This is a genomic window from Frankia sp. BMG5.60, assembly GCF_059428125.1.
This window is the reverse complement of record NZ_CM182091.1, coordinates 6,577,086-6,590,614: the sequence shown is the minus strand read 5'-3', so window position 1 is coordinate 6,590,614 and position 13,529 is coordinate 6,577,086. Positions and strand designations below refer to the sequence as shown.

The 13,529-nt window shown below is 72.4% G+C and carries 10 protein-coding genes and 1 pseudogene; 3 read left to right on the top strand and 8 right to left on the bottom strand.

The genetic code is table 11. The features are described 5' to 3' along the window. Positions 1 to 321 precede the first annotated feature (321 nt). The gene (locus AC5R91_RS27050) at positions 322 to 747 is read left to right on the top strand and encodes a response regulator (protein WP_495394100.1); all 426 of its coding nucleotides are present in this window, start codon (positions 322 to 324) and stop codon (positions 745 to 747) included. Positions 748 to 915: 168 nt separating this feature from the next. Here the strand turns inward: AC5R91_RS27050 and AC5R91_RS27045 are convergent, their stop codons facing one another. Further along, a complete protein-coding gene (locus tag AC5R91_RS27045) occupies positions 916 to 1,860 on the bottom strand; it encodes an SDR family NAD(P)-dependent oxidoreductase (protein ID WP_495394099.1) in 945 nt (314 codons plus the stop codon). A 448-nt stretch (positions 1,861 to 2,308) separates the two neighbouring features. Beyond that, entirely contained in the window at positions 2,309 to 3,262 is a 954-nt protein-coding gene (locus AC5R91_RS27040) for an ABC transporter ATP-binding protein (RefSeq protein WP_495398070.1), read from the bottom strand. Positions 3,263 to 4,297: 1,035 nt separating this feature from the next. Here AC5R91_RS27040 and AC5R91_RS27035 point away from each other — a divergent pair. Then, a pseudogene (locus AC5R91_RS27035) lies at positions 4,298 to 4,387 on the top strand (hypothetical protein); the annotation flags it as partial. Positions 4,388 to 4,515: 128 nt separating this feature from the next. Further along, entirely contained in the window at positions 4,516 to 5,235 is a 720-nt protein-coding gene (locus AC5R91_RS27030; protein WP_495394098.1) for a CorA family divalent cation transporter, read from the top strand. A gap of 32 nt (positions 5,236 to 5,267) precedes the next feature. Here the strand turns inward: AC5R91_RS27030 and AC5R91_RS27025 are convergent, their stop codons facing one another. The 6 genes from AC5R91_RS27025 to kdpF form a co-directional block, all read right to left on the bottom strand. Next, positions 5,268 to 7,331 carry a serine/threonine-protein kinase gene (locus AC5R91_RS27025; RefSeq protein ID WP_495394097.1) on the bottom strand — a complete coding sequence of 688 codons (2,064 nt, stop codon included), beginning with the start codon at positions 7,329 to 7,331 and terminating at the stop codon, positions 5,268 to 5,270. A 162-nt stretch (positions 7,332 to 7,493) separates the two neighbouring features. After that, the gene (locus tag AC5R91_RS27020; RefSeq protein WP_495394096.1) at positions 7,494 to 8,348 is read right to left on the bottom strand and encodes a response regulator; all 855 of its coding nucleotides are present in this window, start codon (positions 8,346 to 8,348) and stop codon (positions 7,494 to 7,496) included. A gap of 41 nt (positions 8,349 to 8,389) precedes the next feature. After that, entirely contained in the window at positions 8,390 to 9,292 is a 903-nt protein-coding gene (locus AC5R91_RS27015; RefSeq protein ID WP_495394095.1) for a potassium-transporting ATPase subunit C, read from the bottom strand. Positions 9,293 to 9,295: 3 nt separating this feature from the next. Continuing rightward, positions 9,296 to 11,590 carry a potassium-transporting ATPase subunit KdpB gene (gene kdpB, locus AC5R91_RS27010; RefSeq protein ID WP_495394094.1) on the bottom strand — a complete coding sequence of 765 codons (2,295 nt, stop codon included), beginning with the start codon at positions 11,588 to 11,590 and terminating at the stop codon, positions 9,296 to 9,298. After that, a complete protein-coding gene (gene kdpA / locus AC5R91_RS27005; RefSeq protein WP_495394093.1) occupies positions 11,587 to 13,299 on the bottom strand; it encodes a potassium-transporting ATPase subunit KdpA in 1,713 nt (570 codons plus the stop codon). The genes kdpB and kdpA overlap by 4 nt, the downstream gene beginning before the upstream one ends. Beyond that, positions 13,299 to 13,388, bottom strand: coding sequence for a K(+)-transporting ATPase subunit F (kdpF, locus tag AC5R91_RS27000; RefSeq protein ID WP_495394092.1), 90 nt, complete (start codon positions 13,386 to 13,388; stop codon positions 13,299 to 13,301). Before kdpF ends, kdpA begins: the two co-directional genes overlap by 1 nt. Between the last annotated feature and the right edge of the window lie 141 nt (positions 13,389 to 13,529).

Genomic DNA, 13,529 nt, shown 5'->3' with positions numbered 1-13,529 from the left:
CGCGGCGAACCCGAACGAACACCGGGCCGACCATCCGGGAAGCCGCCGCCGGTGAGCGGCCCGCCACGCGGGGGCGCCACCCGCCACGCGGCGACCTCGCCGGCCGGCCGGGTCGCGGGACGCGCCCCCGGCCGGCGGGGTCGCCGGGACGCGCCGCGATGGCCGATGGCGGGCCCGGCCACGGCGGGCCGGCGCGTGGCGAGACGGGCTCCCCGGAGCCGGCGGCCACTTCCCGCGAAATGGTATTACGAGAGCTGATGAAGGCAGATTCGGGCGTGGGGAGGTTCAGTGCCGGATTCGGCTCCGACCGAAGTTCTCCTGGTGGAGGATGATCCCGGCGATGCCCTGATGATCCAGGTGGCGTTACTGGACCAGGGAGTGCCGGCGCAGTTGCGGGTGGCCGCGGACGGGGTGGCCGCGATGACGTATCTACGCGCCCTCGGAGCGGGCCGAACGGTGCGGCGCCCCGACCTGATCCTGCTCGACCTGAACCTTCCGCGCCGGGATGGCCGGGAGGTACTCGCCGAGCTCAAGGCCGATGTCGATCTACGGTCGATCCCCGTCGTCGTGCTCACCGCGTCGGCCGCGGAGGCGGACGTCGCCGCCTGCTACGACCTGCAGGCCAACGCCTTCGTCACCAAACCCGCCAATCTCGATCAGTTCGCCGAGGTGGTGCGCAGAATCGACGAGTTCTTCCTGACCGAGGTCCGCCTTCCGCTGCCTGACCAAAAGGCAAGGAATTCGTAACCAGTCGGGTTCCGCCCCCGACCGGGAATATCGGCTCGATACCTGACCCGGAGGTGACAAAACCCTGACCAGCCATCCGGACGTCCCCCGGCCGCACGATGCGGCCGGGGTCGGCCTTGGAGTCGCCGGCCGGGCGAGTGCACCGGCCGGGTCGGTGCGCCGGCCGGGTCAGTGGCTGGCGGAGTCGCTCATGGCACCGCGGGCCGGGAAGGGGGCCATGCTCGCCCCGCCGTCGACGAGCAGGGAGGCACCGGTGATGTAGGAGGCCTCCCGGGAGGCGAGGAACAGCACCGCCGCGGCGATCTCCTCGGGCAGGCCGGCGCGGCCGAGCGGGTAGGTGCTGGCAAGCGCGTCGGCCTGGGCGTGGGTGAGGTGGCCGAGCATCCGTTCGGTCACGGTGAGGCCGGGACCGACGACGTTGACCCGCACGCCGAGCGGACCGAGCTCGCCGGCCAGGCCGCGGGCGAACGACTCCAGATACGCCTTCGTGGAGCCGTAGGCGTTCAGGCCGGGCGAGAAGACGCGGTTCGCCGCACCCGAAGAAATGAAGATCATCCGCCCGGGAAGCTTCGACCGCCTCAGGTGCGGCACCGCCGCCCGGGTGATCCAGTGCAGCGCGTGAACGTTGCTGCGCAGCAGGTAGTCGAGCGCGTCGTCGTCGATCTCGGCGAGCAGCCCCTGAGCGTTGTCGGCGGCGCTGTGGACGACCACATCCAGCGCCCCGTGTCGGGTGACCGCCTCGTCGAACATCTTCGCGACGTCGGCCCGCTCGGCCAGGTCGCCGAGCACCAGGGAGGCCGACAGCCCCCTCTCGCGGAACTCCCGCACGGTGCGCTCGCCGTACCGCGCGGTCCGGGCGGCGACGACGACCGTGGCGCCCTCGACGGCGAACGCCTCGGCGATCGTGCGCCCCAGCCCGCGGCCGGCCCCGGTGACCAGGACGACGGTCCCGGCAAAGCGCCCCTGACCCGTCCCCGCCGGCTCCGTCGCGGATACGGGGGCCGGCGTCACGAGCGCCGGCGACACGGGAGCCGGCGGTATGGCGGGCTCGGCGGCCGGCGGTCCGGCGGAGGTGGCGGATAAGCCTGTGGCGGCTTCCGGTGCTGCTGTCATCTGCTCCTCCTGGCTGTCAGGGATGGCCCCGGCTGGCCCCCAGGGATGAGGGCTCCGACTGGCTCTCAGGGATGGCTGTGCCTGGCTCTCAGCGATGGGCCCAGCCGACGCCGGGGCGAGCGGCTCGGCCGGTCCGCGCACCCGCATCGAGCGGCCGACCGCCGAGGCGCGGCCTCCACCCCGGTGCCGGACCGCCGTCTCCGGCGGCCCGCCGGCCGTGACCCGCAACACTGTTCACATCATATGATCTAACCGATTTGGAGGCTTGAATGCCCCACGGACGCCCGCCGGAGGGCGCTCCGCGGATCACCGGTCAACGGTGCACTCGGCCCACCCCGCGCCGGGACAACCAGTGCCTCGGGACAGCCAGTGCCTCGGGAAAACCAGTGCCTCGGAAAACCAGCGCGTCGGGAAAACCAGCGCGCAGGGACAGCCGCCCTGCGTCCGGTCAGCCGCGCAGGCCAGCCCCGGTGGCTACGACATCTCCGCGGCCGCCGTCCCCGCCGTCGCCCGCTCCGCCGTCGCCGCCCACCGGTTGAGTCGGGGCGACCCCGGTCTTCGACGAGGACGCCCGGCGCCGGGCGGCAGGGATGATCATCGGGGTGCCCGTCTCGGGGTCGGGGATCACCCGACAGGCGAGGCCGAAGGTCGTCTCGATCAGCTCTGCGGTGACGATCTCGGCGGGCGGGCCCTCGGCGACGATGCGGCCGGCGGCCATCACGACGAGGCGCGTGGCGTAGCGGCAGGCCTGGTTGAGGTCGTGCAGGACGGCGACCAGCGTGCGGCCGTGGTTCTCGTGCAGGTCCGCACACAGGTCCAGCACGTCGAACTGGTGGGTGATGTCGAGGTAGGTGGTCGGCTCGTCGAGCAGGAGGATCGGCGTCTCCTGCGCCAGCGTCATCGCGAGCCACACCCGCTGGCGTTGCCCGCCGGACAGCTCATCGACGAACCGGCTCGCCAGATCGGTGACGCCGCTGACCGCCATGGCCTCGCGGACGACCTGCTCGTCGCGGGTGGACCACTGGCGCCAGATCGTCTGGTGCGGATACCGGCCGCGGCTGACGAGGTCGACGACGGTGATGCCGTCCGGCGCGATCGCGGTCTGCGGCAGCAGGCCGAGGCGCCGGGCGATCTCCTTCGACGGCAGCGACGCGATCTGCGCGCCGTCGAGACGAACCGTGCCGGCGGCCGGCCGCATGACCCGGGCCAGGGCGCGCAGGAGGGTGGACTTGCCGCACGCGTTGGGGCCCACGATCACGGTGAACGCGCCGTCGGGAATGCGCACCGCCAAGCCCTGCGCGACGACCCGACGGTCGTAGGCGAGGGTCAGCTCCTCGCCGAGCAGCCGGGCCGGCGGGTGCCCGGCGCCATCCGAGGCCGCCGGATGGGCGGCACCGTCCAAGGCCGACGAGCGCTGCGCACCCTCGAGAGCCGGCGGGTGGCCGGCGCCGTCCGGGGCCGGCGGTGCGGTCTGCGGGACCGCCCCCGCCCGGGCGGACCGGGCCGCCGAGCCCAGCCGCCGCAAGGGTGCCAGCGCCACCCGTCCTCCCCGTCGTCGAGCTGCCGCCGTCGGATCCGGGCGGGGCACGGGTGGCACCCGCGTGTCACCGACCGCCGGGTGGACCAGCCGAAATCCTCCGATGTCCCGAATGTTTAGTAAGGCTACCCTCAACTGACGTCGACGGCGACCTGATCGCCCAGGCGCACCGTCCCGGGCCGCACGACCCGCGCGACGACGCCGATCAGGTCGAGGTGCGCTGGCGGGGAACGATGGGCGTGTCGCCCTGCCGCGGCCCGCTTCCCGGCGCAGCGACAGCGACCGGGCCGAGCATGCGGCCAGCCAGGCGGCTGTCAGCGTGCCCAGCGCCGGCAGGTCGACCGCCGGACGCGGCGCGAGCGTGCCGAGATCGTTCAGCCGGAAACCACTGAGGCACAGCTCGGCGCAGCCGACGCACAGCGCCCCCGCCGCCGGGCGGGCGGGCGGGCGAACCAGCCGATGGCCGCGGTCGCCTACAGTGAATCGCGACTGGCCGGAATCGCAGCGAATTCTCACGGAAGACTAACGAGAATACCGAGCATTATCACTCGCCACTAACATCACGTCCGTCCGGAACCGAACCTGGACCGCGATCGGACGCCTCGACGGCTATCATTTCCTGCAGCTTACCGCGAGGGCGTGAGATTCGTTCTGCGCGAATCCGCGGGAGACCGGTATTTCCACAGTTCGGTCCGATCGGGCGGACGGTACACGGCGCAGCGCGACCGGCCGTCTCGTGCCGATGGCGGGTGACGGGCGAGCCCGCCGGGTGCGGCGGGCGTTCGAGGGGGGCTCATCGGCGTGGAGATCCGCCTGCTGACCGACACGGGTGTCGAACGGCACTCCGCCGAGACCCTGCCCGTGCTCGTCGCCGCCGGCGAGGGGCTGATCTGGGTGGACATGCCGAGCTGCGACGACGCCGGCACCCGGGTGCTGACCGAGGTGTTCGGGCTCCACCCCCTCGCCGTGCGCGACTGCGTGGAACGCAACCGGGTGCCCAAGGTCCGGGCCTACACCGATCATGTGTTCGTCGTGTTGCACGCGCCCGAACGCGGCGCCGGTGGGCATGTGCACTACGTCGAGCTGGACGAATTCATCGGCCCCGTTATCTCGTCACCGTGCATGGACCGGCGAACCCCGCCGTCAGCCGGGAGGCGATGCTGCGGGAGACCGGTGACGTCGCGGCCCGGCTCGACGCGGGCCGGCTTCGCCCGGCCTCCCCGTTCGACCTCGCCTACGCGATCGGCACCGTGCTCGCCCACCGGCAGGAGGCGTTCATCGAGGCGACGACCGGCGAGGTGTGGCGCCTCGAACAGCGCGTCACCGGCGGTCACCTCGGCGACCCGGAGCAGCTCCTCGACGAGCTGTTCCGCGCCCGGCACGGGCTGCTGGCCGTCCGCACGATGGGCGCGCTGGGCAGAGAGGCGCTGGACCGGCTGTCCGTCCTCGCCCGCACCGCCCCGCCCGGCGGGCATCCGACCCCGGTGGCACCCGACAGTGTCGCGATCCGAGCCCTGCTGGCCGCGCGCCCGCTCGTCGATGACCTCGCCGACCAGTTCGACCGCATCCGCGCCCTTGCCGACGCGCAGCGCGACTACCTGCAGGGAGTGATCGAGTTTTACCGCACCCTGACCGAGACGAAGATGACCATCGCCGCGGAACGGTTCGCCGTCATCGCCGCCGTCACCCTCCCGATCACCGCCCTGTCCTCGGTGCTCGGCATGAACCTGATCGTCAACGACCGCTCCCAGTACCCCGAACTGCTCATCGTCCTCGCCGTCATGGCCGCGATGTCCGCGACCCTCCTGCGCTGGGCCCGCCGCCGCGGCTGGTGGTAGCGAACCAGCTCCGCCCCGGGATGGAATTTCGCCTATGTCCAGTTCTGATAGTTGTTTCCGCTGCAGGGCAGGGTGTATGCCTGGTATCCGGTACCGTTCGGGCTTTCGTGATTGCTGTCCAGGCATTTGCCTGTTGCCACGTTGCGGAAGGCCTGTCCGAAGCGGGTGCTCGACGCGACCGCCCACTGCTGGCCGGCTGACCCGTCGCAGGTGGTCGCGTACAGGGCGTCCGGCATCTGGGCGCCGTCCGCGGTGTGCCCACCGGCGGCGCTGACCATACAGGTGCCGGTGTGGAGGTTGCGGAACCGCAGCCCGTCCCGGGTCCACTGCTGCCAGTCGCCACCGTTGCAGTCGAGCGTGTAGATCCTGGCGCCGTCGCTGTCGAGGCAGGCGCCGGTCGCGGTGTCGGTCCAGGACTTGGTCGCCGGCTGGGCCGCGGGAGCCGCCGGGGCCGGTGCGCTCGCGGGATTGCCCGCGGTCCCGCCTGGCGGCTGCGACCTCGGCGCGACCGGTTCGGCGACGGGAACCGCATGCCCGGCCGAGGCGTTGCCGGCGGCGGGCCCGGCCGCCGAGCCCGGCATCGGGTGCGACCCGGTCCCGGTGAGGGGCGCGGCCGGCGCCGCGGAACCGGACTCGGCGGTGGCCGAGGATGCGTCAGCGGTCGCCGTTGACGTGTCACCGGTGGCCGGGGACGCGTCCGAGGGGGTCGAGGATGCGGCTGTGGTCGACGGCAGAAGGAGTCCGGGGTCGCTGGCCGCCAGGTTCTGATGGGGGGCCGGGTCCGACCCGTTGTGCAACGTGCGCTCCAACGCCGTCGCCCCGAGGGTGAGGACCACCGCCACGACGGCGACGATGACGGGCACCCGCCGCCAGCGGCCGCCGTGCGCTCGGCGGGTGCCGGTGGCCATCGGGGTGTCCGGGCGGCCCGGCACCAGCCCGCGCAGCCGCGCGGCCCGGCTCGACGCCACCGGATCTGAGGCCACCGGATCTGACGCTGCCGGATCTGACGCCATCGGGCCCGAGGCCACCGGGTCTGACGCTGCCGGATCCGAGGCCACCCGGCCTGACGCCACCGGTTCCACCGCTGCCGGGTCCGACGCCACGGGGTCCGATGTCACGGGGTCCGACGTCACCGGGTTTGACGCCACCGCATGTGACGCCACCGCGTGTGACGCCACCGGGTCCGGCGAAGGTAACGGAGCCGCAGCCCGCGGATGAGCGATGCCGGCCGGGGCCGGCCCCGGTCCGGTCGTGGCGGGCGGCGGCGAGCCGAGCGGCGGCTGGGCGGGTCGGCCCGCGAGGCTGGGCTGGAGCGCGCGCAGGTCCGCCACCCCGGGCCGGTCCGCCGGGTTCTTCGCGAGCATGGCCGACACGACGGCCCACAGCGCGTCGTCAAGGCCGGGGGGACGACCGGGCAGCAGATCGATGTGGGCGCGCATGACGGCCAGCGGCATCAGCCCGGCGAACGGGGTGACCCCGCTGACCAGCTCATAGAGCATGATGCCGGCGGCGTAGACGTCCGCGGGCGGACCGACCCCACCCCCGGAGACCATCTCCGGGGCCATGTACGTCGGCGTGCCGAGGATGCCCTGGCTGGTGGTCAGCTCGGTGGAGGCATCGATCACGGCGGCGATGCCGAAATCGGTCACCCTGGGGTGCAGCGCCGGGCCGTCGCCGCCGAGCAGGACGTTCGCGGGTTTGAGGTCGCGGTGGACGATACCGAGGTCATGGGCGACACCGAGACCGGTCAGAACGTCGACGGTCAGGCCCACCGCCTCCGCCGGAGACAGGGTTCCCCGGGAACGCAGGTACTGACGCAGGTCGGAACCCTCGATGAAATCCATCACAATGGCCAGCCGGCCATGTTCGGCGACCAGGTCCCAGACCTTCACCACGAACGGCGACTGAATGCGGGTGAGGATCGATCGCTCCCGCATGAACCGGGCGACTATTCTTTCGTCGGTGGTGAGTTCCGGCAGCAGGAGCTTGAAGGCAAGGACTCGTCCGGACTGGTCGTGCCCACGCCATACCTCCCCCATACCGCCCCGCCCGATCAGGGATTCCAGGGTGTATGAGCTGCCCAGCCTCATCGCCATGCCGTGTCCCACCGCTTCGTCCGCCTACGTTGCCGTGCCGACGGGGCAACAACCTACCAACAGGCCGGTCACCGGTTCTTTCAGGGCAAGCTATTTGCCAAGAAAAGGCGGCCGGACCCGCTGACCTGCAAAAACGGCGTGTTCAAGCGTCCGGTGCCGGCCTCACGGCTGGTAGCGGTAGCCCATGCCGGGTTCGGTGGTGAGGTGGCGGGGGCGGGACGGGTCGGGTTCGAGTTTGCGGCGTAGGCGGTTGACGTAGAGCCGCAGGGACGAGGTGTCGTCGGCGTGGCCGGGGCCCCAGACCTGGTCGAGCAGGGACCGCGAGCTGATCAGCTTGCCGGGCTCGCGGACCAGGGTCGCCAGCAGCCGCCACTCGGTCGGCGTCAACCGCACCGACTCGGGCGCCACCCCCGACTCGAGCGCCTCCCCCGACACGGGCACCTGCCCGGACGCGGACGCCTGCCCAGGCTCGGCCGCCTGCACCGGCTCGGCGGCCTCGGCCTCAGCCTCCGGCGCGCCGTTGCCTGCGGGCTCGGCGGCGCCGGGAGTACCGCCGTCGGCTGGGGGTGTCGGGGGGTCGGGGAGGGTGGTGACGGCCTTGGCGGCGAAGTCGATGCGGTGGCGGCCGATGGTGATGACGGGGCCGGTCTCGGCGCCGCCGGCTCGGCGGGTGACCGCGCGGATGCGGGCGAGCAGCTCCTCCACCGAGAACGGCTTGGTGACGTAGTCGTCGGCGCCCGCGTCCAGGGCGGCAATCTTGTCGTGGCCGGAGGTGCGGCCGGACAGGACGATGATCGGGACGTGGGTCCAGCCGCGCAGGCCGCGGATGACGTCGATGCCGTCGAGGTCGGGCAGGCCGAGATCGAGCACGATCAGGTCGGGCGGGTGGCTGGCGGCCTCGCGCAGCGCGTGGCCGCCGTCGACGGCGGTGCGGACCTCGTGGCCGCGGCTGCGCAGGTTGATCCGCATCGCGCGCAGCAACTGCGGCTCGTCCTCGACGATCAGGATGCGCCCCACCGGCTCCCCGCTCCCCTCGCCCCCCGACCCGGCCGCCGGGCTCACCGTCGCGCCGGGGTGAGCGCGTCCAGCGCCCGGTTGAGGCCCAGCACGTTGACCGCCGGTTCGCCGAGGAAGCCGAGGCTCCGGCCGGTCGTGTGGTCCCGCACGAGCGCGGCGACCTGCCCGGTGGGCAGGCCGCGGACCCGGGCCACCCGGCCGACCTGAAGGTCAGCGTAGGCGGTGCTGATCTGCGGGTCGAGGCCGCTGGCGCTGGCGGTGACCGCGTCCGCGGGGACGGCGGGGCGCGCGGGGGCGTCGCCGCGGATGAGGACGCGCTGGCCGGCGGCGATGTCGTCGGTCAGCGTCCGGCAGCTCACCGGCACGCCGTCGTAGGTGGCGAGGAACGGCCGGGTCGGGCACAGCTCGTTGACGCTGACGACCCGCGTCACCCGGCCGTCATAGCCGGGACCGGCGTGGTAGACGGCGAGCACGGCGCCGACCCCGGAGGCGGTGCAGTACGGTCGGCGGCCGTCGACGCCGTCCAGCGTTCCGACTGCCCGGCTGCGGGCGCAGACCTGGGTGAGCAGGCTCTGCCGGGTCTCGTCGTCGTCCTTGGTGGCGGGGTCGTCGAAGCTGTCGACGACGTCCTCCGGGCCGAGGTTCGACGCCGAGGTGGACGTCGGGTCGTAGCCGTCGCCGGCCGCCGACGGCCGGCTCTGGAAGTAGCGCGGCAGCGCGTTGCCGTCGGCGTCGGTGAACGACTGACCGATCAGCGACGAGCCGACCCGCCGGCCGTCGGCGCCGCTGACGAACGAGCCGTCGGCGCGGTGATGCAGGCCGGGGAGCTGGGCGACGGCGAGGATCGCCAGCGGGTAGGCGAGGCCGACGACGACGGTGAACACGAGCAGGATCCGCAGGGCGGCCAGATGCTGGCGGGCCCAGCCGGGCAGTCGCGCGAACATGGGCTAGCCCACCCCCGGGATGAACTGGATCAGCAGGTCGATGATCTTGATGCCGACGAACGGTGCGATGATCCCGCCGAGGCCGTAGCGGGACAGGTTGCGCGAGAGCAGAGCGGAGGCGCTGCTCGGCGTGTAGCGCACCCCGCGCAGCGCGAGCGGGATCAGGGCGACGATGACGAGCGCGTTGAAGATGACGGCGGACAGGATCGCCGACTCCGGGCTGTGCAGCCGCATGATGTTCAGCTTGTCCAGCCCGCCGTAGACGCCGGCGAACATCGCCGGGATGATCGCGAAGTACTTGGCGACGTCGTTGGCGATGGAGAACGTGGTCAGCGCCCCGCGGGTGATCAGGAGCTGCTTGCCGATCTCGACGATCTCGATCAGCTTCGTCGGGTCGCTGTCGAGGTCGACCATGTTGCCGGCCTCCTTCGCGGCGGAGGTGCCGGTGTTCATCGCGACGCCGACGTCGGCCTGGGCGAGCGCCGGGGCGTCGTTCGTGCCGTCGCCGGTCATCGCGACGAGCTTGCCGTCGGCCTGCTCGGCGCGGATCAGCGCGAGCTTGTCCTCCGGGGTCGCCTCGGCGAGGAAGTCGTCGACGCCGGCCTCCTCGGCGATCGCCTTCGCGGTGAGCGGGTTGTCGCCGGTGATCATCACGGTGCGGATGCCCATCCGGCGCATCTCGTCGAACCGCTCCCGCATGCCGGACTTGACAACGTCGGCGAGCTGGATGACGCCGAGAACCCGCGCGTGCGCCGCCGGGCCCGCGGCGGTGCCGGCGGCGGTGCCGGCGGCGGTGCCGATGATCTCCCCGACGACCAGCGGCGTCCCGCCGGCGGCGGAAACGCCGTCGACGATCTCGCCGAGCTCGGCGGGCACCGTCCCGCCGGCCTGACGCACCCACGTGATCACCGCGCTGGCCGCGCCCTTGCGGATCCGCCGCCGCGCCACCCCTTCGGGGTCGGCGAGGTCGACGCCGGACATCCGGGTCTGGGCGGTGAAGGGGACGAACGTCGCCGCGCGCAGCTCGCCGGGGGAGCGTTCGCGCAGGCCGTGATGCTCCTTGGCGAACACGACGACCGAGCGGCCCTCCGGCGTCTCGTCGGCGAGCGAGGAGAGCTGGGCGGCGTCGGCGAGGGCGGCCGCATCGACCTCGCCGACCGGGAGGAACTCCCGGGCCTGGCGGTTGCCGAAGGTGATCGTGCCGGTCTTGTCGAGCAGCAGCGTGTTGACGTCGCCGGCCGCCTCGACCGCCCGGCCGCTCATCGCGAGCACGTTGCGCTGGACCAGCCGGTCCATCCCGGCGATGCCGATCGCGGACAGCAGCGCCCCGATCGTCGTCGGGATGAGGCAGACCAGCAGGGACGCCAGCACGATGCCGGTGATCCCGTGGCTGGTCAGGGCCGACGAATCGGGGATCGCGGGCTGCTGCGCCTTGGTGAAGATCGCCAGCGGCTGGAGGGTGGCGACGGCGAGCAGGAAGATGACGGTGAGCGCGGCGAGCAGGATGTTCAGCGCGATCTCGTTCGGGGTGCGGCGCCGGTCGGCGCCCTCGACCAGGCCGATCATCCGGTCGATGAAGCTCTCGCCGGGCTGCTGGGTGATCCGCACGACGATCCGGTCGGACAGGACCCTCGTCCCGCCGGTGACCGACGACCGGTCGCCGCCGGACTCGCGGATCACCGGCGCCGACTCCCCCGTGATCGCCGACTCGTCCACGCTGGCGATGCCCTCGACGACGTCGCCGTCGCCGGGGATGATCTCCCCGGCGACCACGACGACGACGTCCCCGCGGACGAGCCCGGGCGCGGCCACCTCCTCCACCGAGACGCGCTCCCCCGCGGCGATCTCCCCCGCGGCCGTGGCTCCCGCGGCTGTGGCTCCCGCGACGATCTCCTCGGCGGTGGGGGCGGGCCGGCCGGGCGACCAGCCGGTCAGACGGCGGGCGATCGTGTCGGTGCGGGTGCGGCGCAGCGCCGCGGCCTGGGCCTTCCCGCGGCCCTCGGCGACGGCCTCGGCCAGGTTCGCGAACACGACCGTGAGCCACAGCCACACGGTGATCAGCCAGCCGAACACGGACGGGTCGGCGATCGCCAGCACGGTCGTGAACGCCGCGCCGACCTCGACGATGAGCATGACCGGGTTGCGCCACAGGGTGCGGGGGTCGAGCTTGCGCAGCGCCGCGGGCAGCGAGCGGCCGAGCTGGCGGGGATCGAGCAGGCCCCCGCCGACCCGCCCCGGCCCGCCCCGGCCCGGACGCGGCGCGGCGCCGGGCGCGGCGATGACGGTGGTGGTGCTCATCGGTGGATCCCTTCCGCGAGCGGGCCGAGGGCGAGGGCCGGGAAGAACGTCAGCGCGACGATGATCACGGCGATCGCGCCGAGCATCCCGGCGAACTGGGGCCGGTGCGTCGGCAGCGTTCCGGCGGTCGCCGGGACCGGATGCTGGCGGGCGAAGGAACCGGCCATCCCGAGCACCAGCAGCATCGGCAGCAGCCGGCCGAACAGCATCGCCAGGCCCAGCGCGGTGTTGTACCAGGTCGTGTTCACCGTGAGACCGCCGAACGCCGAACCGTTGTTGTTCGCCGCCGAGGTGAAGGCGTAGAGCACCTCGCTCAGGCCGTGCGCCCCGGAGTTGAGCATGCCGGCGCGCTCGCCGGGCAGGCCCATCGCGATCCCGGTGCCGAGCAGGGCGATCGCCGGGGTGGCGAGGAAGTACAGGGACGCGAACTTGATTTCCCGGGAACCTATCCTCTTCCCGAGGTACTCGGGTGTTCGCCCGATCATCAACCCGGCGACGAACACGGTGACGACGGCCAGCACGAGCATTCCGTACAGGCCGGACCCGGTGCCGCCGGGCGCGACCTCGCCGAGCATCATGTTGACCAGCAGGGTGGCGCCGCCCAGGCTCGTGTAGGAATCGTGGAATGAATTGACGGCGCCGGTGGAGGTGAGCGTCGTCCCGCTGGCGAACAATGCCGAGTCCGGCACGCCGAACCGGGTTTCCGTGCCCTCCGTCGCCGCGCCGACCGCGACCGGCACCGTCCCGTGGTGCGCGGTCTGGAAGGCGGCGTTCACGGCGAAGCTGCCGAGGGCGAGCACGGCCATGACCGCGACGATCGCCAGGCCCTGGCGGCGGTCGCCGACCATTCGGCCGAAGGTGCGCGGCAGCGAGAAGCCGATCGCGAGCAGCAGGTAGATCTCGAACAGGCTCGTCCACGACGTCGGGTTCTCGAACGGGTGCGCCGAGTTGACGTTGTAGAAGCCGCCGCCGTTGGTGCCGAACTCCTTGATGGCCTCCTGGCTGGCGACCGGCCCGCCGGTGATCGCCTGATGGCCGCCGGCCAGGGTGGGCACCACCCGGTTGCCGTGCAGGTTCTGGATCGCCCCGCCGGCGACGAGGACGATCGCCGCGAGCACACAGACCGGCAGCAGGATCCGGACCACCGTCCGGGTGAGGTCCACCCAGAAGTTGCCGATCTCGTCGCCCGCGCCGACCACGTCGTCCCGGCTGCCGGCACCCACGGCGACCGGCGACCGGCGCCGCGCGAAGCCGCGGACCACCGCCACGGCGACCGAGATGCCGACGGCCGCCGAGACGAAGTTCTGCACGGCCAGGCCCGTCATCTGCACGGTGTGGCCCATGGTCGACTCGCCCGAGTACGCCTGCCAGTTGGTGTTCGTCATGAAGCTGACCGCGGTGTTCCAGGCCAGCGCAGGCCCCACCGCGCCGAAACCGAGGTTGAGCGGCAGGTGCTCCTGGACGCGCTGGAGCAGGTACAGCAGCAGCACGCTGACCAGCGAGAACGCCAGCACGCTGCGGGCGTAGACGCCCCAGCGCTGGCCCGCGTCGGGGTTCACCCCGGTCAGCCGGTAGATCGCCCGCTCGACCCGCAGGTGGCGTCCGCCGGTGAAGACCCGGTACATGTGGTCACCGAACGGGCGGTAGGTGACGAAAAGCGCGGCGACCAGTAGCGCCACGGCGAGGACGCCGGCGACGGACGTCGACATCAGAACCGCTCCGGGAACAGCAGCGCCGCGACGATGAATATCCCCAACCCGATCGACAGCACCAGTCCGGTGATGTTCTCCGCGTTCACAGCCTTTCGACCCCTCGCAGCACCAGCGCCAACAGCGCGAAACATCCCAGCGTCAGCAGGACGTACACCACGTCTTGCATGCGCCCCTCCTTCATCCCGGCAGGGGCCCAGTAAAGCGCGACGAAAATGGAAAAGGGCGAT

What these genes read in the sequence shown, in the direction of transcription:
- AC5R91_RS27045 (WP_495394099.1), bottom strand. Translation starts at nt 1,860, where the DNA reads ATGACAGCAGCACCGGAAGCCGCCACAGGCTTATCCGCCACCTCCGCC.
- AC5R91_RS27025 (WP_495394097.1), bottom strand. Translation starts at nt 7,331, where the DNA reads ATGGCGATGAGGCTGGGCAGCTCATACACCCTGGAATCCCTGATCGGG.
- AC5R91_RS27015 (WP_495394095.1), bottom strand. Translation starts at nt 9,292, where the DNA reads ATGTTCGCGCGACTGCCCGGCTGGGCCCGCCAGCATCTGGCCGCCCTG.
- kdpB (WP_495394094.1), bottom strand. Translation starts at nt 11,590, where the DNA reads ATGAGCACCACCACCGTCATCGCCGCGCCCGGCGCCGCGCCGCGTCCG.
- kdpA (WP_495394093.1), bottom strand. Translation starts at nt 13,299, where the DNA reads ATGTCGACGTCCGTCGCCGGCGTCCTCGCCGTGGCGCTACTGGTCGCC.